Origin of the sequence: Pseudomonas sp. GL-B-19 (assembly GCF_019956415.1) — a bacterium.
Taxonomy (GTDB): Bacteria; Pseudomonadota; Gammaproteobacteria; order Pseudomonadales; family Pseudomonadaceae; genus Aquipseudomonas.
In genome coordinates this window covers 76,751-99,680 of record NZ_JAHBDK010000024.1, presented here as the reverse complement: position 1 = coordinate 99,680, position 22,930 = coordinate 76,751, and the positions used below count along the sequence as shown (strand labels likewise).

The following is a 22,930-nucleotide window of genomic DNA, read 5'->3' as shown; positions in this document are numbered from 1 at the left end:
CCACCGCCGCCTCCACCGCCAACTCCGTTTTTGGCAAATGCATCTCCACCACCACCAATGGCCAGTGCGACAGCGACGGCACTGGCGAGCAGAGCATGGCGACTGAAGATGCCGTTGAATCGTTTGTGAGGCAGCAGCGGTATGGCGAGCGTTTTTTCGTACAAAGATAAGCTCATGGCTCACTCCAGAATCTTGCAGGACCAATTGCCGGCCGATCGAGATCGCGGATCTGCTGATGCGCTGAATCCTGCGCAGGAAAAACGCAAAGCCGTGAATGTCGAATTGGGGCTCGATCCGGCGGGATAAGTGCCTGTGTACGGTCGACACTTGCCGTTCGGATGCTTTCACCTGCGTTGCGTTGGCCGGTTACGGACGCAAACGCGAGAGACATTTCCTTGAGCCTGAGGAGCTCATAGCAGTAGCCGTGCCTGATTTGCACAATCGCTTGTTAGCCAGCAAACATGCGGGTTGCGCTGAGGTTGGTGATATACACATAGTTATATGTTGTGTGGTTAGCACCGAAGTAGGTGGGGATATACACCCAAGTTTGGAGTGTTTTGAAAAGTTATAGTGGGTGTGACTTATTAGTGGTAGTTGAGAAGTGTTGTCTATTAAATACTACTAAGGTCCTAGGCGTGCAAGAGGGGGCTGAAGAGGATGGAGATAAAACAGTCTTGTATGGGAGTTATAAATAAAAAGGCAATAGCTTGCGCAGTGCAGCTTGCACACGAATGGATTTTTATAATTGATGGATGTTTCTATTGCCTGAAGGTGCGGGTTTAAAGGCGCTGTACGAGCCAGCAAATACTCTGCCCGCTTGCCGAAAACGAAGTCTGGTGGCGTGATGCCCTTTAAGTGCTGGCTTTTAGAGGTCCTTGGTGATCGCCTGGTGCGGGCTGTTTGGGGAATGACACCCAATAATGGGGTGAAGTTTAACCAGAACTGAGGAATAGTGCGCAGTTGCTGTTATTAGTAGGGTTTCTTGGTTTGGATTAAATAAAAATATTGAAATTTTCATGTTGAAATGTTTTGTTGCAGCTAGAGTTTCATCAAGCGCTAACCAGTAGCGCGAAATATCATTTTTTTTAAAATGCCTGAGCCACGAGAGTGCTTTGCCAGTTAGGTCTCGCATTGCCCATGCAACTTCAAGTTGATGTGGTTACTCAAGCGAGCAGCAAAATTCATGGCGATGAGCTCATCTCGCAACAGGGCAACCGCGGAGCCTGACTACTCCGTACTGAATCGGGAACGTCGTCATGTTTAAGTATTTGAGCATCTTTCGAACCACCTGCTTGCCCCGTGTGATGGTGATGACACTATTCGCCATTGGCCTGCCCGTCATGAACGTTTTGGCCGCAGACCCGGTCGAGGTCGTTCCGGCCGTACCGGACGTGCCCACTCTGCAATCGCTGCGTGGGCTGCTCCCGCCCGACCTGTCGGGAACCGAAGGCGGGCGCAAAGTCGACCTCATGACTGACTACGTGCTCAATCGCTCGGCGGCGGTTCTCTTGGGCAAGGCGCTGTTCTGGGACATGGAGATCGGCAGTGACGGTTCAACTGCTTGTGCCTCCTGCCACTTCCACGCGGGTGTCGATCACCGCACCACCAACCAGATCAACCCCGGTCAGGCGAACACCAACGCGAACGTCTCGTCGATCTTCAACAAGCCGTTCATCGCCTCGGACATTCCAGGCGACGTGCCGAGCTACACCACCAAATCAGGAGGCAAGGGCGGCCCGAACTACCTGCTGAAGAAAGACGACTTTCCGACCCATGTGCTGGCTGATCCGCTGGATCGCAATTCGGCGATTGTCTATTCGACTGACGATGTGATCGGTTCCCAGGGCGTATTCGACGCCAACTTCGTCAAGCCCCATCAGTCGCGGTTCGACAAGTGCATTCAGCAACCGGACGGCATCTTCCAGGTAGGTGGCATCAATGTTCGCCGCAGCACCGGGCGCAACGCACCCACGGTGATCAATGCCGCGTTCAACGTGCGTAACTTTTGGGATGGCCGCGCCAATAACGTCTTCAACGGCTTCTCTCCATTTGGCAATCGCGACCCTGACGCCGGGATTTTCGTGACCAGCGATCGCAGTGGCGTGGCGACCAAAGTCAGGCTGGCGCTCAAGGATGCTGCCGCCGCTTCGCAAGCGGTAGGGCCTCCCGGCAGTCCGGTGGAAATGTCCTGCGGCGGTCGTACCTTCGCCGACATCGGCCGGCGCATGCTCGACACCTTGATGCTCAAGCAGCAACGGATCTCGTCCACCGATTCGGTACTCGGGCCGGTATCCGGTGGTCATCGGCCAACCTACCGTGAACTGATCAAGAACGCGTTCCAGCCGCGCCTGTGGAATGCCACGCAGCAGGTCTCGCTGGGCGGTGCGCCATACACCCAGATGGAGGCGAACTTCCCGCTGTTCTTCGGGCTGGCGATCCAGATGTATGAGTCCACGCTGATCTCGGACCAGGCGCCGCTGGATGCCTATTTGCAGGGCGATCACACAGCCATGAATAACCAGCAGGTCCAGGGCATGAACCTGTTTCTGGGCAAGGGCAAGTGCATCAGTTGCCACGGCGGCGCGGAATTGACCAACGCCGGCAGCCGCTTGCTGTTCCATCCTCAGGAACGGATCGAACGCATGGTCATGGCCGACAACCTGACCACGCTGTATGACAACGGCTTCTACAACACCGGGGTGCGTCCAACGTCGGAAGACCTGGCGCTCGGTGGCTCGGATGCCTGGGGCAATCCATTGTCCTTCACTCGCGAGTACAACACCGTACTCCAGGGCGGCCAGATCCCTGACCCGCTGGATGTCGATGTGTGCACCTTCGAAGCGCGTTTGAGCCCGGCGATCCCTTGTGATGCGACGCTCAAGCCGAATGTCGGTTTCCGCGACGCGGTCGATGGCGCCTTCAAGACGCCGACCCTGCGTAACATCGCGTTGACCGGACCGTATTTCCACAATGGCAGTCGCGCAACGCTGCAACAGGTGATGGAGTTCTACAATCGCGGTGGCGACCGGCGTGGCGAAGATGCCAGCAACAGCAGCGGCTTCGAGCACCCGGCGGTCAATCAGCACAATGGCTCAAACCTCGATCCGGATATGACCCGGCTGAACCTCACTCCGGATGAAGTGGATGCGCTGGTCAAATTCATGGAAGTCGGGCTGACCGATCCTCGGGTTGCGTGGGAGCGGGCGCCCTTTGACCATCCGTCGCTGGTACTGCCACAGGGCGAAAAGGGTGATGAAAACTCGGTCGGGCAAAAACCGGCCAGTCCGAAGATCACAACCCGGCAGGCGCAGGACGCCGAAATCCAGCTCAAACCGGTCGGTGCCGAAGGTCGCACAGCGTTGGAAGGGCCGCTGCAATCGTTCAACAACGACCTGTAACAGGTTTTGCCCTTGCGTCACTGGCGGCTGATGGACGCCAGTGACGCCCTTTGTAAATACCGCAGTATTTCACTCAGCAAATCGGGGTTTCTGCCGTTAAAGTGGTGGGCACAATGCCATCTATTTGTCATGACGGACGGAGCTTTACCTTTGCCGCGTTCTTCCGCTGTGCGTTTCAGCCATTTCCTACCATCGTTACTGCTCTTACTTGCGGGGCTTGCGGCTGCCTACATCAAGGAGCTGAACGTTTTCTTCACCTCGCTGTTCAACGTACTGCCAACACTGGTGCTGTTGCTCGGCGGTGCTTACTGCGCGGTGTACCGACGCCAACGTGAGCTGTTTCTGATGGTCACGGTGTACATCGCCTATTTTTTGCTCGACACCCAGACCGATTATTACCGCGACAACGGCAAAGTGCGTGATGACGCCGCCGTGGTCTTCCATTTGTGTTGCCTGTTGCTGCCGCTGATGTTTGGCGTGTTCGCCGCTTGGCAGGAACGCACGCACCTGTTTCAGGACATGGTGGCGCGCTTCGCTGTGTTGCTGGCCGTTGGCAGTGTGGCGCTGGCGCTGGAGCAAAGTTACCCACAGGCCTTGTTGGTGTGGTTGTCGGAGATCCGCTGGCCGGCGTTGCATGGCGCCTGGATGAGCCTGATCCAGCTGTCTTATCCGGTGTTCATCGCTTCGTTCCTGCTGTTGTGTTGGCAATACTGGCGCAACCCACGACCGCTGCATGCGGCTCAGTTGGTCGGTTTGCTCGGGTTGTTCTGGGCGCTGCCGAAAACCTTCATTCTTCCGTTTACTCTCAACATCATGTGCAGTCAGGTGATGTTGATGATTGCCGCGGCGGTCGCCCACGAGGCCTATCAAATGGCCTTCCGCGACGAACTCACCGGCCTGCCGGGTCGTCGCGCCTTGAACGAACGGATGCAGCGGTTGGGGCGCAATTACGTGCTGGCCATGAGCGACGTCGATCACTTCAAGAAATTCAACGACACCCACGGTCACGATGTCGGTGACCAGGTGTTGCGCCTGGTCGCCAGCAAGCTGTCGAAAATTGGCGGAGGCGGTAGGGCGTATCGCTACGGCGGTGAGGAATTTGCGCTGGTGTTCGCGGGCAAGACGCTCGAAGAATGCATGCCGCACCTGGAAGTCATCCGCGAATCCATCGCCACCTACAATATTCAGCTGCGCAATCAGGACAGCCGGCCTCAGGACGATCAGCAAGGTCGCCAGCGTCGCTCGGGCACGGGAGCATCCAGTGTGTCGGTTACGGTCAGCATCGGTGTCGCCGAACGCCTGGAGCAACGGTCCCCCGAAAAGGTCCTCAAGTCAGCGGATGAAGCGCTCTACAGCGCCAAAGGCGCCGGGCGAAACTGCGTGGTGGCGTTCGGTCAGGCGCGCCGTGGCGCGGTGCGCATGGACGCCGCTGCGGGTTGAGTGATGATGGCGCATTCAGCGTTTGGACTGTGATTGTGAGGCGTGGTGGGCGACAGTAGGTTTGAAGCATCTGCTGACGGAGAAACGACCATGCCTGAGTACAAAGCTCCCCTGCGCGATATGCGCTTTCTGATCGACCACGTCTTCGATTTCCACAGCAGCTACGCTGCGCTGGGCGCCACCGACGCCAGCCCGGACATGGTCAACGCGATCCTCGAAGAAGGCGCGAAATTCTGTGAGAACGTTTTGGCCCCGCTGAATCACAGCGGTGACGAAGAGGGCTGCCATTTCGACAATGGCGTGGTGACAACGCCTGCAGGTTTCAAGCAGGCTTTCGCACAATACGTCGAGGGCGGTTGGCATGGTCTGGCGGCGGATCCAGCGTACGGCGGCCAGGGCTTGCCAAGTTCGCTGGGACTGGTCATCGGTGAGATGGTCGGCTCCAGCAACACGTCCTGGGGCATGTATCCGGGCCTGACCCACGGCGCAATGTCGGCGATCCACGCTCACGGCACCGAAGAACAGAAAAACACCTATCTGAGTAAACTCACTGCGGGCCAATGGACCGGCACCATGTGCTTGACCGAGGCCCATTGCGGCACCGACCTGGGCATGATCAAAACTCGCGCGGTGCCTTCAGCCGATGGCAGCTACGCGATCTCCGGCAGCAAGATTTTTATCTCGGCCGGCGAGCACGATATGAGTGACAACATCATTCATCTGGTGCTGGCGAAACTGCCGGACGCACCGGCCGGTACCCGGGGCATTTCGCTGTTTATCGTGCCCAAGTTCTTGCCCAATGCCGAGGGAGAGGCGGGCGAACGCAACGGCGTTTCCTGCGGTTCGATCGAACACAAAATGGGCATCAAGGCTTCGGCGACCTGCGTACTGAACTTCGATGGTGCCAAAGGTTTCTTGATCGGCGAACTGAACAAAGGCCTGAACTGCATGTTCACTATGATGAACCACGCGCGCCTCGGCACCGGGATGCAGGGGTTGTGTCTGGGTGAGGCAAGCTTTCAGGGCGCAATCAAATACGCCAACGACCGCTTGCAAATGCGCTCGCTGACCGGCCCGAAAGCGCCGGAGAAAGCCGCCGACCCAATCATCGTTCATCCTGACGTGCGCCGGATGTTGTTGACCATGAAAGCCTTCAACGAAGGCAACCGCGCGCTGACCTATTTCACCGCGCAGTTGCTGGACGTGGTGCATCTGAGTCCGGATGCAACCGCACGCCAGGACGCCGAAGACCTGCTGGCCTTCCTGACGCCCATCTGCAAAGCCTTCATGACGGATACCGGGCTGGAAGTGACCAATCACGGTATGCAGGTGTTTGGCGGGCACGGTTTCATTCGTGAGTGGGGCATGGAGCAGTTGGTTCGCGATTGCCGGATTGCGCCGATCTACGAAGGCACCAACGGCATTCAGGCGCTGGACTTGCTCGGGCGCAAAGTGCTCGGCACTCAGGGCAAGCTGCTGCGCGGTTTCACCAAAATCGTGCATAAGTTCTGCGCGGCTAACGCCGAGCATCCGCAACTTGCCAGCTATGTGGCGCAGCTCAACGCACTGAATCAGCAGTGGGGCGAGGTGACCACCAAAGTCGGCATGGCCGCGATGAAGAATGCCGACGAAGTCGGCGCGGCATCGGTGGATTACCTGATGTACAGCGGTTACATCATCCTCGGCTATCTGTGGCTGCGTATGGCGCTGGTGGCTCAGGCGCAACTCGATGCGGGGAGCGCTGATGCCGATTATTGCCAGGGCAAACTCGCGACCAACGAGTTTTACTTCAAGCGTTTGCTGCCACGCACTGCCGCTCATCGGGCGGCCATCGAGGCGGGAAGTGATTGCCTGATGAAGCTGCCGGCGGAGTTGTTTGCGCTTTAGTCTTTAAAATCCGTCACAAGGGAGAACCCGCGTAATTGCGGGTTTTTTAATGACTGAATAGTCGGTGACTAAACATTACAATATGGTCATGGGCTGACCCTATGTGTCGCAAAAGTTGTTGGGTTACACTCGGACCCAACGAAAGCACCACTCCTACGAATCACTTGTTTAGATCTTGCGAGGTTTGCCATGGCTGACTACAAAGCGCCCCTGCGCGATATGCGCTTCGTCCTCAATGAAGTTTTCGAGGTCGCCAAACTCTGGGCCGAGCTGCCTGCGCTGGCTGAGACCGTCGATGCGGAAACCGTCGAAGCCATTCTTGAAGAAGCCGGCAAGGTCACCAGCAAAAGCATCGCGCCATTGAGCCGTGCGGCTGACGAAGAAGGTTGCCATTGGACAGACGGAGCCGTCACCACACCGGCCGGTTTCCCACAGGCTTATCAGACTTACGCGGAAGGCGGCTGGGTCGGTGTCGGTGGTGATCCGACTTACGGCGGCATGGGCATGCCCAAGGCCGTTTCGGCGCAGGTCGAAGAAATGGTCAATTCCGCCAGCCTGTCGTTTGGTCTGTACCCAATGCTGACGGCCGGCGCCTGCCTGTCGATCAACGCCCATGCCAGCGAAGAGCTGAAAGCCGCATACCTGCCGAACATGTACGCCGGCGTCTGGGCCGGTTCCATGTGCCTGACTGAGCCGCATGCTGGCACTGATCTCGGGATCATTCGCACCAAGGCCGAACCTCAGGCCGACGGTTCCTACAAAGTCAGCGGCACCAAGATCTTCATCACCGGTGGCGAGCACGATCTGACCGAGAACATCATCCACTTGGTGCTGGCCAAGCTGCCGGACGCGCCGGCCGGTCCGAAAGGCATTTCGCTGTTCCTGGTGCCGAAGTTCATGGTTAATGCCGACGGCAGCCTCGGCGCGCGCAACCCTTTGAGCTGCGGTTCGATCGAACACAAAATGGGCATCCAGGCATCCGCGACCTGTGTGATGAACTTCGACGAAGCCGTCGGTTACCTGGTCGGCGAGCCGAACAAAGGCCTGGCGGCGATGTTCACCATGATGAACTACGAGCGTCTGGGCGTCGGTATCCAGGGCCTGGCGACTGGCGAGCGCTCTTATCAGAACGCCGTTGAGTACGCTCGCGACCGCCTGCAAAGCCGTTCGCCGACCGGCGCTCAAAACAAAGACAAGGTCGCAGACCCGATCATCGTCCACCCGGACGTGCGTCGCATGCTGTTGACCATGAAAGCCTCGAACGAAGGCGGCCGTGCATTTTCCACTTACGTGGCGATGCAACTGGACACCGCCAAGTTCAGCGAAGACGCGACCACCCGCAAACGTGCTGAAGATCTGGTGGCCTTGTTGACCCCGGTGGCCAAGGCGTTCCTGACCGACCTGGGTCTGGAAACCACCGTTCATGGCCAGCAAGTGTTCGGCGGCCACGGTTACATCCGTGAGTGGGGCCAGGAACAACTGGTGCGCGACGTGCGTATCACCCAGATCTACGAAGGCACCAACGGCATTCAGGCGCTGGACCTGGTCGGGCGCAAGATCGTTGGCACCGGCGGGGCGTTCTACAACCTGTTTGCTGACGAGATCCGTCACTTCACCGCAACGGCCAGTGCCGATCTGGCGGAGTTCACCAAACCGCTGAACGATGCCGTGACCACCCTCGACGAACTGACCGCCTGGTTGCTGGATCGCGCGAAAAACAACCCGAATGAAATCGGCGCTGCTTCGGTCGAGTACCTGCAAACCTTCGGTTACGTCGCCTACGCCTACATGTGGGCACTGATGGCCAAGGCTGCTTTTGGCAAGGAAGCGCAGGACGATTTCTATGCGAGCAAGTTGGGCACGGCGCGTTTCTATTTCGCCCGTCTGTTGCCACGCATTCACTCGTTGAGCGCATCGGTGAAAGCCGGTAGCGAATCGCTGTTCCTGCTGGATGCTGCACAGTTCTGATAAATATGACGTCATGTAAGCAATCTCTTACATGACGTGCTGCTGTTCTCCCATAGGCGAAGATTGGATCCAGAGTTAATCTTCTTCACATGGACGTCGCGCAGGAAGCGCAAAGCAACAACACGGACACGTAGGATTCTGCCAGGACGGCGGAGTGAAATGGATGTCAGGGAAACAGTCTGCAAAGCCCCGCTTCGGCGGGGTTTTCTTTTGAGTGCAGAAAAGTGATCAGCTCAGCCCTTCGAGGTTTTTCGAGCGGTTCAAGCGTTCATCAGGCTCGTTCATCACGTCCTCCAGCAACGTGCGCAATAAGGCCAGCGAGGCCTGCTGCCGCTGTACATCCCGACACACCAGACCGACTTTCAGCGGCACTCGCGGCTCGGTCAGCGGTTTCCACAGCAGTTCGTTATTGCCGAGCGCCTTTTGCGAGCGTCCGGGCAGTACTGTCGCCAATTGGGTGTGCGGCAGGCTGTCGAGAATCCCCGCCATGTTATTCAGTTCGGCCTGCACCTGTGGACGCCTTCCGAGGCTGGCCAGTTGTGTTTGCCAGATTTGCCGCACCTGGAACTCTTCTCCCAGCAGTAGCATCGGCAATTCGGCAGCCTGACTCATGGAGACTTTCTTGAATTCGCGCAACGGGTGATCGGCGGGGATGACCAGGGTCAGTTCATCTTCATACAGCATCACGCCATGCAACCCGGGCTGACGCGGCGGCAGGTAGCTGATGCCGATGTCCAGCGAGCCGTTAAGCAGGCGTCGCTCGATTTCCAGCCCGGTCAGTTCGTAGATCTGCACCACCAGATGCGGCTGGGCTTTGCGCACCCGTTCGAGCATCTGCGGGACCAGGCTGGTGTGGACCGTCTGCAACACGCCAATCGCCAATGTACGTAGCGCTTGCCCCTTGAAGTTGCCCAGCGCCTCGCGTGCGCGCTGCATGCCGTCCAGCAATGGCACTGCGTGGTTGTACAAAGTGTGAGCAGCTAGCGTGGGCAGCAGGCGTTTGCTGCTGCGTTCAAACAGACTCACATCGAGGTGCTGTTCGAGGTGGCGGATCTGCTGGGACAACGCTGGCTGGGAGATTGAAAGCCGCTCGGCGGCCCGGCCGACGTGGCCTTCTTCGTAGACCGCGACGAAATAACGCAGTTGCTTGAAATCCATAGGAAATACTTATCGAAAATGCTTGGAAATCGAAATAGCCCGAGGCCGTGCCAAAGCCTAGTCTAACTGCATTCACGAGGCTTACAGGGCCAGAACGCTCCATGAATACCGTTTGCAGAGAGGTTATATCCATAGGTAAGGCAAAAAACCTCCATCGAGGCTTTTCCGGATGAATCTGTTCAATTTACGACGCACCACGCAGAGTCTTGATGATCTGGCGCTCGACACCTTCCAGCCCTCCAGCAACCACCACCATTCCAGCGAATACCTGATGCCCGGCATCGCGCGGCCGAAACAAATTTTCGTCCGAGGCCAGGGCTCCTGGTTGTGGGACAGCGATGACCGCGCTTACCTGGATTTTACCCAAGGTGGCGGGGCCAATAGTCTTGGGCACAGTCCTTCGGTACTGGTCCAGGCGATTGCGCAACAGGCTCAATCACTGATCAATCCCGGTTTTTCCCTGCACAATCGCGGCATGCTCAACCTTGCCGGGCGCCTCTGCACCGCCACGGGTAGTGATCAGGCGTACCTGCTCAACAGTGGCAGCGAAGCCTGTGAAGCAGCGATCAAACTCGCGTGTAAATGGGGCCGACGCTATCGCGGTGGTGCTTCGCGCATCATCATTGCCAGCAAAGGCTGCCATGGCCGTGGTTCCGGGACGACGTCGGATTTGCACCACGTACCCTTCAATGATCTTGCAGCCTTGCACGCGGCGGTCGACGCCCGGACCGTGGCAATCATGCTTGAACCGATTCAGAACGAAGCAGGAGTGATCCCGGCCACCGAGCATTACTTCAAGGGCGTCGAACGGCTGTGTCGTGAGCTGGGCATTCTGTTGATCCTCGACGAGGTGCAAACCGGTATAGGGCGTTGCGGCACCTTGCTCGCCGAACAGTCCTACGGTGTTCGGGCAGATGTCATCGTACTCGGCAAGGGTTTGGGTGGTGGCGTGCCGCTGGCTGCATTGCTGGCGCGGGGCAAGGCCTGCTGTTTCGAAATGGGCGAACCAAGCGGTACCCATCATGGCAATGCCTTGATGTCAGCTGCCGGGCTGGCGGTGCTCGACAGCGTGCAGGACAAGGGTTTTCTTGAACATGTCAGGGACGCCGGTCAACACCTGCGCGAAGGCCTGGGGCGTTTGTCCCATCGCTATGGTCACGGCGAATTGCGCGGTCAAGGGCTGCTCTGGGGGCTGACGCTGTCGGACGATTCGGCTATCGCCGTGGTCAATGCTGCTCTGTACGAAGGCCTGCTGCTCAGTGCCCCGCAACCCGATTGCCTGCGCTTCACTCCCGCACTGACGGTCAGCGACGCGAACATCGACGAAATGCTGCTGCGTTTGACTCGTGCCTTCTCCCGTGTGCGCACCGCGCAATTGCAGTGCCGCAAAGGGATTGCGGTCTGATCAGATCTGTCCCACAAAAATTCCAGAACCGTCTCGCGGTAATAACGCATCGCCCCACGTTTGATTCTTTTTGCGTGGGGCGTTTTTTTGTCTCTGCGTTTTGCCAAATGCATTGCGTGCTTGAGCGATAGCGGGATTGGTGGCTTTTTAAAAGGACCGGCAAGGAATGCCGTGCCAATGAAACAGTTTTATTGAAGAACTGGTTTTGAAATCTATACCACTGGGTGGTATGTTTTTGGAAGGGATGCCAATGTCACCAAGGTTATTCAAGGCAAAACGCTTTGCGATGCAAGCCGAAAAAGCATGGATCGGTGACGAGGAGCTTCGAGAGGCATTCAGCGAAATGCTCAATGGCCAAGCGGACAATCTTGGCGGCGGGGTCTGGAAGAAACGTTTGAATGCCAACCGGCATCGTTCGATTGTCCTGGCCAGAGGGGCCAGTTACTGCGTTTATCAGTTTCTGTATGCCAAAAAGGACCAGAGCAATATTTGTCAGACAGACCTGATCGCTTTTCGGAAAATGGCGAAGACCTACGAGGGGCTTTCGGATATGCAAGTCCAGCACTTCCTGGATATCAAGGAGTTTGTGGAGATACTTTATGAGTAAGAAATTCAGAAGTGAGGCGTCAGAATCTATTTACGAATCTGCCAATGCCTTGTTTTCCATCGGTGCAATCAGCAAGACCACCTTGCGCGAGTTCGAAGACCTTTGTCTGGCTCCGGTACCTGAGGCTATTGATGCAGAGCAAATCAAAGCGCTACGTGAGCGCAATAACGTCAGCCAGCCGGTGTTCGCGCGATATCTGAACACCAGCGCTTCGACGGTTAAACAATGGGAGTCGGGTTACAAACATCCCAGCGGCATGGCGCTGAAGTTGCTGAGCATCGTCCAGAAACATGGCCTTGAAATACTGGCCTGAGGCATTGCACTGAACCCTGACGAACGGTACAGGTCGATTAGCTATAGTGCTCATACGAGCCTACTTCAATTCAGGAGCTGCCCCATGGACTTTGTTCGAATCATCATCGCCATTCTGTTGCCGCCATTGGGCGTATTTCTGCAAGTCGGTTTCGGCGGGGCGTTCTGGCTGAATATTTTGCTGACGTTGTGCGGGTATATTCCGGGGATCGTGCATGCGGTTTATATCATCGCCAAGCGCTGAGGTTTGCGGGGTTAGATAAACCGCCATCGCGAGCAGGCTCGCTCCCACATTGGATCTAAGGTGTTGCAGAAATCCCTGTGGGAGCGAGCCTGCTCGCGATGGACGCGCCACTAATCAGGCATTGTCCCCAAGCGCCATCACCCGCTGATAAAACAACCATTCCTGCTCCAGCGCATGGGCTTGATTGCCAGCCTTGCGAAAGCCGTGACGTTCGTCCGCGTAGTAATGCGCTTCAACCAGAATGCCGTTGTCCTGCAGCGCCGTGACCATGTCGCGGGTCTGCTGCGGCACGACCACCGCATCCAGTTCACCTTGAAAGAAGATCATCGGCACGCTGATGTTGCTCGCATGCAGCAGAGGCGTTCGCGCGGCATAGCGTTCTGCATCCTGCACCGGATCGCCGATCAACCAGTCCAGATAATCGCCTTCGAATTTGTGAGTGGCACGGCCCAGTGCAACGGGATCGCTGACGCCGTACAAACTGGCGCCGGCGCGGAAGACGTTGTGAAAGGCCAACGCACAAAGGGTGGTGTAGCCACCGGCACTGCCACCGCGAATAAACGCCTTGTCGCCATCGATCAAGCCTCGTTCGGCCAGATGAGCGACGACCGCGCAGGCATCTTCCACATCCACAACGCCCCAGCTCAAATGCAGTGCCTGGCGATAAGCCCGGCCATAGCCGCTGCTGCCTCGATAATTGAGATCGGCCACGGCAAAGCCGCGTTGCGCCCAGTATTGAATGCGTGGATCGAGCATTGGATAACAGGCCGACGTCGGCCCGCCGTGAATGAACACCACCAGCGGCGGTTTCGCATCGCCGGTCATCGCCGGATAGAAAAAACCGTGGGCCTCGCCCGAACCGCTCGGGTAACGCAGGGTTTGCGGGACGCTGATCTGCTCGGCAGGTAAGGGTGCAATCCCACCGGCCAATACCTTGACCTGTCGGCTATCGCGGTCGATGGCAATGACCGCCGCCGAACTGATCGGCGATGCGGCGATGCAGTAAATGAATTGCTCATCCAGTGCGAGATGGCGGAAGCGGCTGTAGGTGCCGGTGAAGTCTTCAGCGGTGTCACCGCAAAGGCCCAATTGGCCAAATCCGTCTTCGGTCCAACTGGCCAGGTATTTGTTTTCAGCGAAAGGCAGCCAGGTACAACCACCCAGTTGCCAGGGCGCTGGCCCATGATCCGCTGCGGCACTTGGTAAAGGGCTCAAACCGTCTAAAGACTCCACCCATGGCTGCCAATAACCGCCACGGTCCGTCAGGCAATACAAACGGCCGCTGCTATCGAAGCGGGGCTGTTGCAGTGACTCCTGAATACCCTCGCCCGCCACGCAGCGCGGCGACGCAAACCCACCATCGCTCTGACGTTCGGCAACCATCAGCCGAGTTGCGCTCCAAGGCTGATCCGGGCGGCTCCATTCGATCCATGCCAAGCGTTGCGAGTCTGGGCTCAGGGTCGGCGCCGCGTAGAAGTCGGCACCTTCCGCCAGCAGATGACGCCCACCATCATTCACATCAATCGCCACCAGCCGATGCCGGTCACGGTTCTCTTCAACCGCCAAAACGAGTCCGTTGGCGAATTGCAGATCGCCGTAACGGTATCCGCTTGAAGTCAGCACTTCAGGCGTTTCACCCTTTAGCGATTGCCGATACAACTGCTGGTCCGCCTCGTTGACGAAAACAATCCCGTCATCGGTCAGACAAAACGCGCCACCGCCATATTCGTACACCCGACTGCGCACACTGAAGCCCGCTGGCGTCAGGCAACGCGCCTGGCCATCAAGCCAATGCCAGATCCGGCAGGCGGCATCTTCGGGCCGATATTCGTTCCAGAACAGGCCATGTTGACCGACCTGCAGTTCGGCAAAATCGACACCGGCAGCGACGGCTTTCGCCGCGCTGAAGGGCTCAGCTTTTTGCGATGAGTCGTGAATTTCGTTCATTGCGAAAGGCCAGTTGTTCAATGGTCTGGGTTGCGTGCTCGGCTTCTTCGCGGGCCTTGAGAATCACGCCGTGATGTTCCGACTTGCTGCACACCGGGTCAGCGTTGCTCGCATCGCCAGTGAGCATGAACGCCTGACAGCGGCAGCCGCCAAAATCTTTCTCTTTTTCGTCGCAGGAACGGCAAGGCTCGGGCATCCAGTCGTAACCGCGAAAGCGGTTGAAGCCGAACGAGTCGTACCAGATGTGCTGCATGCTGTGGTCGCGCACGTTGGGAAATTGTACCGGCAGCTGTCGGGCGCCGTGACAGGGCAGGGCGGTGCCGTCCGGGGTGACCGTCAGAAAAATGCTGCCCCAGCCATTCATGCAGGCTTTCGGGCGCTCTTCATAATAGTCCGGTGTGACGAAAATCAACTTGCACGGATGCCCTTCTGCTTCGAGTTTGGCGCGGTATTCGTTGGTGATGCGCTCGGCGCGGACCAGTTGTTCTTTGGTCGGCAACAGGCCGACCCGATTGAGCTGCGCCCATCCGTAAAACTGGCAAGTGGCGAGTTCGACGAAGTCCGCCTCAAGAGCGATGCACAGCTCAATTATCCGGTCGATTTTGTCGATGTTGTGCCGGTGGGTCACGAAATTCAGCACCATCGGGTAGCCGTGAGCCTTCACCGCACGGGCCATTTCCAGCTTCTGTGCAAAGGCCTTTTTCGAGCCGGCCAGCAGATTATTCACTTGCTCGTCGCTGGCCTGAAAGCTGATCTGAATATGATCCAGGCCGGCCTTCTTGAAGTCGCTGATTTTCTGCTCGGTCAGACCGATGCCGGAGGTGATCAGGTTGGTGTAGAAACCCAGCTTGCGCGCCTCGGCAATCAATTCGGCGAGGTCTTGGCGCACCAGCGGTTCACCACCGGAAAAGCCCAACTGCGCCGCACCCATCTCCCGCGCTTCGCGGAACACTTTCAGCCACTGCTCGGTACTCAATTCTTTGCCTTGCTCGGCAAAGTCCAGCGGATTGGAGCAATACGGGCATTGCAGCGGGCAGCGGTAAGTCAGCTCGGCGAGAAGCCAGAGCGGCAAGCCGATTTCAGGTTTTGGCGGTAACTTGTCTGACAGGGAATCAGGCAAGTTCGATCCAGTGCTGAGCACGCGCGACCTCCATGAATTGCTCGATGTCTTCACCGAGCTCGGGCACGCCGGGGAACTGTGCGTCCAGTTCGGCAATGATCGCCGCGACATCGCGTTCGCCGTCGATCAAGCCGCCAATCAACGCGGCGCTTTCATTGAGTTTGATCATGCCTTCCGGGTACAGCAGCACATGGCCTTTCTGCGCCGGTTCGTACTGGAAACGGTAGCCCATGCGCCAGGTCGGGGTCTTGCTGCGGTCGAAACTCATAAGGTGATTCCTTTGTGCCAGACCCGTTGCTCGGTCACGCTGTGATATGGCGGGCGTTTCAGTTCGTAGGCCATGCTCATGGCATCGAGCATGCTCCAAAGAATGTCCAGTTTGAACTGGAGAATTTCCAGCATGCGCTCTTGGCCTTCCCGCGTCGTGTAGTGCTGCAAGGTGATGGCTAGACCGTGTTCCACATCGCGGCGCGCCTGGCCCAGACGGGTTCGGAAGTATTCGTAGCCGGCCGGGTCGATCCACGGGTAATGCTGCGGCCAGCTGTCCAGGCGCGATTGGTGGATCTGCGGCGCGAACAGTTCGGTCAGCGAGCTGCTGGCGGCTTCCTGCCAACTGGCCCGGCGAGCGAAGTTGACGTAGGCGTCGACAGCGAAGCGCACGCCGGGCAGAACCAATTCCTGCGAGCGCAGTTGATCCGGGTCGAGGCCAACGGCCTGGCCCAGTCGCAACCAGGCTTCGATGCCACCGTCTTCGCCGGGGGCGCCGTCGTGGTCGAGCAGGCGCTGGATCCACTCGCGACGGATCTCGCGGTCCGGGCAGTTGGCGAGGATCGCGGCATCTTTCAGGGGAATGTTCACCTGATAGTAGAAGCGGTTGGCGACCCAGCCCTGGATCTGTTCGCGGGTCGCCCGGCCTTCATACATCGCCACATGGTAGGGGTGATGGATGTGGTAATAGGCGCCTTTGGCGCGCAGGGCGGCTTCGAATTCGGCGGGGGACATGGCGGTGTCAGTCATTTCGGTTCTCCGGGTACGACCGGTGGATTCTTTGGTGTCAGGACCGGCCTCATCGCCAGCAGGCTGGCTCCCACAGTTGATCGCATTCCCCTGTGGGAGCCAGCCTGCTGGCGATAGACCGCGCAGCGGTCTCGATGTCCTACAACACAATACTCATGCCGTCATACGCCACTTCAACATCCCGCCGAACCAGCTCGGCACGCTCCGGCGAATCCTCATCAAGAATCGGATTGGTGTTGTTGATGTGGATAAGCACCTTGCGCTGTTTCGGCAGTTGCTCCAGCACTTCCAACATCCCGCCCGGGCCATTCTGCGCAAGGTGGCCCATTTCCCGGCCGGTACGGGTGCCGACGCCACGGCGCTGCATTTCATCGTCGTCCCACATCGTGCCGTCCACCAGCAGGCAATCGCTGCCGGCCATGATTTCCAGCAGCGGCGCGTCGACCTTGCCCAGCCCCGGCGCGTAGAACAGTTTGCCGCCGGTGTTCAGGTCTTCGACGATCAGGCCGATGTTGTCGCCGGGGTGAGGGTCGAAGCGGTGCGGTGAATAGGGTGGTGCGGCGCTACGCAGCGGCAGCGGGGTGAAACGCAGGCTCGGGCAGGCAGCAATGGTGAAGCTGTGATCAAGTTCGATCCGGTTCCAGTCCAGCCCGCCATTCCAGTGGGTGAGCATGGTGAACAGCGGGAAGCCGGTGCTCAAGTCTTCATGGACCATGTCGGTGCACCAGACCTGGTGCGGGCAACCTTCGCGCAGGCTGAGCAGGCCAGTGGTGTGATCGATCTGACTGTCCATCAGGATGATCGCGCTGATGCCGGTATCGCGCAGGGCGCGGCCCGGTTGCATCGGGGCAAAACTTTGAAGCTGGGCGCGGATGTCTGGCGAAGCGTTGCACAGCACCCAGTTCACACCGTTATCTGAGATCGCGATGGACGACTGGGTCCGCGCCTTGGCGTTCAGGCTGCCATCGCGAAAACCGGCGCAGTTCACGCAATTGCAGTTCCACTGGGGGAAAGCACCGCCGGCGGCGGAACCTAGAATCTGGACAAACATGGCCGCTCCATCATTCGAAAACTGAAAATAAAAACGCCCCGGCGAGCCGAGGCGTAGCACTGCGATACAAAAAGATTAGCGGCTTGCGAAGTACATGGTGACTTCAAAACCGATACGCAGGTCGGTGTAAGCAGGTTTGGACCAGGACATGGGAGCGCTCCTTCAGGTGACGGGACAGTTGAGACCTATACATATAGTCCACCTCCAGACGGAGATGTTCAGATAGTTAGGTTGCTATGTTACTCAAAATTACAGTGCGGTTGCCCGTGAAACTTTGAGAAAGCTAATTGCAGCGCCTGTAATGATCATTTTGTCACTTGCCAAACCGCACTCGGGGCAGGACCGCTGGCCAGGCAGCGCCGGCCACCGACTGCTTGATTCAATCGCTGCCCGGCGGCCAGTAATGCGTCGCGATCGATCATCAAAATTGTTTCAGGTAGACGCTTCAGATAATCCGACGAGTGGCCAGCCAGCTTGCCCTGCCAGAGCAGTTCGGCTGTCTGATGGACGGGCAGGGAGTTCAGGTCGAATTGATCAACCAAGGACTGACGCTGATTGATGAAGGTGGCCTCGTCGATGCCATCAATCATTCCTGGCAACTCACCCAAAAAGTGTTCGATGTGTTCCAGCAGACCGGCAGGTGCAATCCTCGGTGATTGCACGCCGAACAGAATCCCGGTCTGCCCATGGATCTGGCGCAATGCGCTGAAAACGGCATAGCCCAGTTGTAAGTCCACCCGCAGGCGCTGGTAGAACGGCGTCTGGCACAGGTGCGCGAGTAAGCGCCAAGCGGCTTCATCGGCAATGTCCCGGGTAGCGGTCGGACAGAACAGCAATAGCGCTTGTTCGCTGGAGTCGGTATCGACAGTGCTCCACAGGCGCTGCGAGTTGATCGAGGGCTGCGACGATTGTTGATCCGCAACGCCGGGAACGCGGCTCAGTGCCAATCCCATTGCGGCTTGTGTCTGTGACGACAAGCCAACGGCCAGGCCTTCCCAGCGCGCGCTCGACCAAAGTTGCTGCAAATCCCCTGAAACAACGGCGGGTTCAAGGCAGTGATCAGGCAACGCCTTCAGCAGTTGTTTGATTGGCATCAACGCAATGCTTGGCAGTTCATCCTGTGAGAATCCGGCTCCGGGTGTGGTCAGCTCTTTCAACGCGTGTTCGAGGACGGCTGGCATCGGTGCCTGTAGCCCCGTCATCTTCAGCAACCATTCATTGCCTGATGCACTGAAGGAAAAGTCGACACCGGCCTGACGCGCATCTTCGCGCAATGGCTGCAGGCAGTTTTCCAGGTTCGAATGAAGGCTGGCGTGAGGTTTGAAGTCGAGTCGCCAACGCAGATAAATCGCCCCTTCATCGGTATTGTCTGGCAAGACCTGACTGAACTGCATCGGGGAGTTTTCGCGACGACTGCGCGAGCGGTCCTGGGCAAACGTGCGCAGACCACGGTGTTTGCTGGTCTGGCCGCGAATCAGCCCGGCATTGGCAGCGGGTGCTTCAGCGCGCAAAAAAGGGTTAGGCGATGGCAGTTGCCATTCACCGCTGAAGTTATCCACAGCGCCGATTTTACTCAGGATGTCCTTGAGGGTTGCAACGCCCTGATCGGATAACCCGGTTTCCAGTTGCTCGCTGTCTCGTTGGGCCAGTAGCAAGGGGCCGCTGACTTGCTGCTGGCGTTCAAGCAGGGCGATGTATTCTTCGCGCAAGCCGGCCCAGTCTTGTTGGGAGGTAAAGAAGCCCAGCCAGTCGAGCAACCTCTCGCGGATCACGCTCCCCGGTTGTGTGGTGGTGAATTCGATGTGCAGCAAGGCTTGCCCGGCGAACTGGTAGAGCGGCGCGGCTTTCAGGCTGTCAGCCAGACCCTGTTCACGCAGCTTCGCCATCAGGCCGCCAGGTTTCGCGGTGTTCAGCCAATGGCATAGAAACGCCAGCGCTTCACGCGATGACTCAGACAACGCTTCGAACGCGAACAGAAGATCCAGCCGATGTTCGCCAGTCTGTTGATAAGTTTTTTCCGAGGTGTTCATCAGCGCAGTAGGCGATTGTTGCGGGACTCGTTGCCCGACGGGAATCTCGGCGCCAAAACGCTGAGCCATCTCACGTAACTCATCGAGACTCTGCGGCCCGGCCAGGCTGAGTGTCATCTGCCCGGTCTGATAAAACCGCTGATGGAAATCCTGCAACTCTTGCTGAAACTCAGGCTGCGGCACCGGCAGGCTGTCGCGGTTTCCGGCATGAAACCCGCGCAAGGGATGAGTCGGTGAAAGCCCATCGAACAGCGCTAATTGTTGTTGCGCCGCTGCATCCTGTGACCAGGCGAAGAATTCCGCGTGCAGCACTTCTCGTTCCCGCAACTGCTCGTCCGGATTCATACGTGGATGAGCGAGCATGTCTGACAGACGCTCCAGCCCTCCGGCAAACGCCTGAGTCGGCAGCTCGAAAAAGAAGTCAGTCGTGCGCTCATTGGTCCGCGCGTTGACCTGACCGCCATGACCCTGAACGTAGGCCATCAGTCCCTGGCCGGCAGGAAAACGCTCGGTGCCAAGAAACAGCAAATGCTCAAGAAAGTGCGCCAGACCGGGCCAGGCCAGCGGCACATCATGACTGCCTGCCGCGACCCGCAGCACCGCCGCGCAACGCTTCAAATTCGGGGCATGACGCAGCGTCACCTGCAAGCCGTTGGCCAGGGTTTCAGTGTGGGGGCGAGGGTGATTCAGCGCAGGCATGAGCACTTCCAGAACAGAGAAGCGCTAATGCTAGCGGATTACAGGGGATCAGCGCTTGTTAAGGTCGCCGTAAAGCTCGGGACGCCGATCAGCGAAGTAGCGATTGGCGGCGCGTGAGTCGACCATCAACTGGCGATCCAACTCGCCGACAATCAGCGCTTCATCCAGGCCGGCCTGGGCGATGCGACTGCCATCCGGCGCGGCGATGCTGCTCTGGCCGCAGTAGTGGATCTCGTCTTCATGGCCGCAGTAGTTGGCATAGGCCACGTAACATTGGTTCTCGAAGGCCCGGGCGCGGACGGTGACGTCGGCGATGAAGTCGTAGGGAATCATGTTCGCCGTCGGCACCAGGATCAGCTCGGCACCGGCCAGGGCCAGACGTCGGGCGTTTTCCGGGAACTCCATGTCGTAGCAAATCAGGAAGCCAAGCTTCCAGCCGTTGAGTTCCACCAGCGGAAAGTCATCCTCGCCAGCGCTGAACATCGAGTGATCGAGGTCGCCGAACAGGTGAGTCTTGCGGTAGTTGCACAACCGCTTGCCCTGAGCGTCGATCAACTGCACCGCGTTGTAGATCTGCCCATCCTCGGAGCGCTCCGGGTAGCCATACAAAATGGCAATCCCGGCTGCTTTGGCAATGCGCGCAATCTGCTGCGCCGACTCACCGTTGTGCACTTCCGCGAGGACGCTGACGGCATCGACGCCGATGTTGTAGCCGGTCAGGAACATCTCCGGCACCACCAACAAGTCGGCACCTTTGGCCTCCAGCGCCAGTTGATGCAGGCGTTGTAGATTGCCGGCGACATCCAGGGGCAGCGGTGGACATTGGTAAAGGGCTACGCGCATTTCGGATTCCTCTTACTCGGGCAGGGCGATCGGTCCGATCTCGTTGAACACATCACCTGGACCCGGGTTCTCGGCGTGAGTTTCACCGCCGAAGTGTTTCATGATGCCCCACACCGCGTTGAGCGAGGTCTGCACCGCGCCTTCCACCCAGGCCGGCGTCCACGAAACATCGTCGCCGGCGATGAAAATCCCGCGTTGCTCGGCTGGCATCTCGTCCTGCATGAAGTGCGCGTACATGCGCTGGTTGTAGCGGTAATGGCCGGGCAGGGCGCCTTTGAAGGCACCGAGGAAATGCGGGTCCGCTTCCCACGACACGGTGATCGGATCGCCGATGATGCGCGCGGCGATGTTGACTTTCGGGTAGATCTTTTTCAACGCGTCCAACGCCAGTTTCACGCGTTTTTCCACCGGCTGCGGGAGCATTTTCAGAGCATCGCTCATCCACGAGTAAGACAGGCAAATCACGCCGGGCTTATCGTCACCGTTGTCGAACAGATAAGTGCCACGGGTCAGGCGGTCGGTGAGGGTCATGCTCATCAGGTCGCGGCCGGTTTCCGGGTCCTTGTCCTTCCAGAATGGCCGGTCGACCATTACGAAAGTCTTCGACGATTGCATGTAGCGGGTGCGGTCGAGGGCCATCCACATCTTTTGCGAGAACAGGGTTTCGTCGCATTCGATCTGGGTGGTCAGCAGCCAGCTCTGGCAGGTGGTCAACACCGCGGCGTACTCGCGGGTATCGCCCCAGTTGTCGGTAACGGCAAAACGGCCGCCTTCGGCATGGGCGATCTTTTTCACCCCGGTACGCGGCGCGCCATTGTGCAGCGAGCTGAGGCTGGTGCCTTCAGGCCAGTGCACGCAACGTTCCGGCACATGACGCCAGATACCCTGTGGCACTTGTTCCACACCACCAACCACCAAGTGCTGGTGATCGTCGCAGTTGGTCATTACCACGCGAAAGATTTCCAGCATCGAGTTGGGGAAGTCCGAGTCCCAGCCGCCGGTGCCGAAACCGACCTGGCCGAACACTTCGCGGTGATGGAACGACAACTTGGCGAAGGCTTTGGAGGTGGCGACGAAGTCGTAGAAGGTGCGGTCGTCCCACAACGGGACGAGGGTGTTCCACAGCTCCTTGAGGCGTGGCACGTCGCGGTCGCGGATCGCTTGCTGGATATCGGAGAACTGCGAGCCGGCTTCCAGAGCATCGGCCCAGGCGTCAGCCACTTCCTGGAACAAGGCAGGAAGATCCGCCAGTTTCTGTGCGTAATGGGTTTTGCCTTCCAGATCGATCACGGTGCTGCCCGAGGCGGGCGTCAGCGGGTTCGGGAAAGGTTTGGTTTCAAGGCCGAGCTTGTCGACGTAGTGATAGAACGCGGTGGACGAGACCGGAAAGCGCATGCCGCCGAGCTCGGCGATGATGCCTTCGGCGCCATTGAACGCTTGGGAACGCAGGCGGCCGCCCATTTTCGAAGCTTCGTAGACGACCGGTTTCAAGCCCAGTTTCATCAGTTCGTAAGCCGCCACCAGGCCTGCGATGCCGGCGCCGACAATCGCTACTTCGGCACCGTGGTTGTGCGCAGGAATGCTGCCCAGGCCAGCCGGGTGTTCGATCCAGTCGTCGAAGGCGAAAGGAAAGTCCGGGCCGAAAATGGTGACTGGTTTCTTACCGTCTGCAGGATGGCGATTGTTCTTGTTCATGGCTGACCTTGCTGGCGACCCGACGCGGGATGCGCGTCTGAGTATAGGAAAAGATGGCAGCCATTCTAGTGAGCGTAGAACACGTTAATAAGACGCAATGTGTCGTCGT

At 58.3% G+C, this 22,930-nt stretch carries 19 protein-coding genes; 9 read left to right on the top strand and 10 right to left on the bottom strand.

Annotation, left to right across the window (positions count from 1 at the left end):
• The first annotated feature begins 174 nt into the window (after positions 1 to 174).
• The 5 genes from KGB06_RS29885 (at position 175) to KGB06_RS10490 (ending at position 8,693) form a co-directional block, all read left to right on the top strand.
• On the top strand, positions 175 to 306 hold the full coding sequence (locus KGB06_RS29885; RefSeq protein ID WP_263288232.1) for a hypothetical protein: 132 nt from the start codon (positions 175 to 177) through the stop codon (positions 304 to 306).
• 950 nt (positions 307 to 1,256) lie between these two features.
• Positions 1,257 to 3,398, top strand: a complete 2,142-nt coding sequence (locus KGB06_RS10505; RefSeq protein ID WP_223515028.1) for a cytochrome-c peroxidase — start codon at positions 1,257 to 1,259, stop codon at positions 3,396 to 3,398.
• A gap of 150 nt (positions 3,399 to 3,548) precedes the next feature.
• Entirely contained in the window at positions 3,549 to 4,838 is a 1,290-nt protein-coding gene (locus KGB06_RS10500; RefSeq protein WP_223515025.1) for a GGDEF domain-containing protein, read from the top strand.
• Between the two features lie 90 nt (positions 4,839 to 4,928).
• On the top strand, positions 4,929 to 6,725 hold the full coding sequence (locus KGB06_RS10495) for an acyl-CoA dehydrogenase C-terminal domain-containing protein (protein WP_223515021.1): 1,797 nt from the start codon (positions 4,929 to 4,931) through the stop codon (positions 6,723 to 6,725).
• A gap of 189 nt (positions 6,726 to 6,914) precedes the next feature.
• On the top strand, positions 6,915 to 8,693 hold the full coding sequence (locus KGB06_RS10490) for an acyl-CoA dehydrogenase C-terminal domain-containing protein (RefSeq protein WP_223515019.1): 1,779 nt from the start codon (positions 6,915 to 6,917) through the stop codon (positions 8,691 to 8,693).
• A gap of 228 nt (positions 8,694 to 8,921) precedes the next feature.
• Here KGB06_RS10490 and KGB06_RS10485 read toward each other — a convergent pair whose 3' ends face one another.
• Positions 8,922 to 9,851, bottom strand: coding sequence for a LysR family transcriptional regulator (locus KGB06_RS10485; protein WP_223515016.1), 930 nt, complete (start codon positions 9,849 to 9,851; stop codon positions 8,922 to 8,924).
• 169 nt (positions 9,852 to 10,020) lie between these two features.
• Here KGB06_RS10485 and KGB06_RS10480 point away from each other — a divergent pair, with 169 nt between their 5' ends.
• From KGB06_RS10480 to KGB06_RS10465, 4 genes are all read left to right on the top strand, one after another.
• Positions 10,021 to 11,256, top strand: a complete 1,236-nt coding sequence (locus tag KGB06_RS10480) for an aspartate aminotransferase family protein (protein WP_223515013.1) — start codon at positions 10,021 to 10,023, stop codon at positions 11,254 to 11,256.
• Between the two features lie 250 nt (positions 11,257 to 11,506).
• The gene (locus KGB06_RS10475) at positions 11,507 to 11,863 is read left to right on the top strand and encodes a type II toxin-antitoxin system RelE/ParE family toxin (protein ID WP_223515034.1); all 357 of its coding nucleotides are present in this window, start codon (positions 11,507 to 11,509) and stop codon (positions 11,861 to 11,863) included.
• Entirely contained in the window at positions 11,856 to 12,176 is a 321-nt protein-coding gene (locus KGB06_RS10470; protein WP_223515010.1) for a helix-turn-helix domain-containing protein, read from the top strand. Before KGB06_RS10475 ends, KGB06_RS10470 begins: the two co-directional genes overlap by 8 nt.
• A gap of 84 nt (positions 12,177 to 12,260) precedes the next feature.
• The gene (locus KGB06_RS10465) at positions 12,261 to 12,419 is read left to right on the top strand and encodes a YqaE/Pmp3 family membrane protein (protein ID WP_007947822.1); all 159 of its coding nucleotides are present in this window, start codon (positions 12,261 to 12,263) and stop codon (positions 12,417 to 12,419) included.
• A gap of 114 nt (positions 12,420 to 12,533) precedes the next feature.
• Here KGB06_RS10465 and KGB06_RS10460 read toward each other — a convergent pair whose 3' ends face one another.
• From KGB06_RS10460 to KGB06_RS10420, 9 genes are all read right to left on the bottom strand, one after another.
• Positions 12,534 to 14,366, bottom strand: a complete 1,833-nt coding sequence (locus tag KGB06_RS10460; RefSeq protein ID WP_223515007.1) for a S9 family peptidase — start codon at positions 14,364 to 14,366, stop codon at positions 12,534 to 12,536.
• Entirely contained in the window at positions 14,332 to 15,474 is a 1,143-nt protein-coding gene (pqqE, locus tag KGB06_RS10455; protein WP_223515031.1) for a pyrroloquinoline quinone biosynthesis protein PqqE, read from the bottom strand. The genes KGB06_RS10460 and pqqE overlap by 35 nt, the downstream gene beginning before the upstream one ends.
• A gap of 4 nt (positions 15,475 to 15,478) precedes the next feature.
• Positions 15,479 to 15,754, bottom strand: a complete 276-nt coding sequence (gene pqqD, locus KGB06_RS10450) for a pyrroloquinoline quinone biosynthesis peptide chaperone PqqD (protein ID WP_223515004.1) — start codon at positions 15,752 to 15,754, stop codon at positions 15,479 to 15,481.
• Positions 15,751 to 16,503, bottom strand: coding sequence for a pyrroloquinoline-quinone synthase PqqC (pqqC, locus tag KGB06_RS10445; protein ID WP_223515001.1), 753 nt, complete (start codon positions 16,501 to 16,503; stop codon positions 15,751 to 15,753). Before pqqC ends, pqqD begins: the two co-directional genes overlap by 4 nt.
• A gap of 139 nt (positions 16,504 to 16,642) precedes the next feature.
• Entirely contained in the window at positions 16,643 to 17,554 is a 912-nt protein-coding gene (gene pqqB, locus KGB06_RS10440) for a pyrroloquinoline quinone biosynthesis protein PqqB (protein ID WP_223514998.1), read from the bottom strand.
• Between the two features lie 75 nt (positions 17,555 to 17,629).
• Positions 17,630 to 17,704, bottom strand: coding sequence for a pyrroloquinoline quinone precursor peptide PqqA (gene pqqA / locus KGB06_RS10435; protein ID WP_009045898.1), 75 nt, complete (start codon positions 17,702 to 17,704; stop codon positions 17,630 to 17,632).
• A gap of 155 nt (positions 17,705 to 17,859) precedes the next feature.
• Positions 17,860 to 20,283, bottom strand: a complete 2,424-nt coding sequence (gene pqqF / locus KGB06_RS10430) for a pyrroloquinoline quinone biosynthesis protein PqqF (protein ID WP_223514995.1) — start codon at positions 20,281 to 20,283, stop codon at positions 17,860 to 17,862.
• A gap of 48 nt (positions 20,284 to 20,331) precedes the next feature.
• Positions 20,332 to 21,126 (bottom strand): carbon-nitrogen hydrolase family protein, encoded by a 795-nt coding sequence (locus tag KGB06_RS10425; RefSeq protein ID WP_223514993.1) that lies wholly within the window; start codon positions 21,124 to 21,126, stop codon positions 20,332 to 20,334.
• 12 nt (positions 21,127 to 21,138) lie between these two features.
• The gene (locus KGB06_RS10420; protein WP_223514990.1) at positions 21,139 to 22,821 is read right to left on the bottom strand and encodes a flavin monoamine oxidase family protein; all 1,683 of its coding nucleotides are present in this window, start codon (positions 22,819 to 22,821) and stop codon (positions 21,139 to 21,141) included.
• Positions 22,822 to 22,930 lie beyond the last annotated feature (109 nt).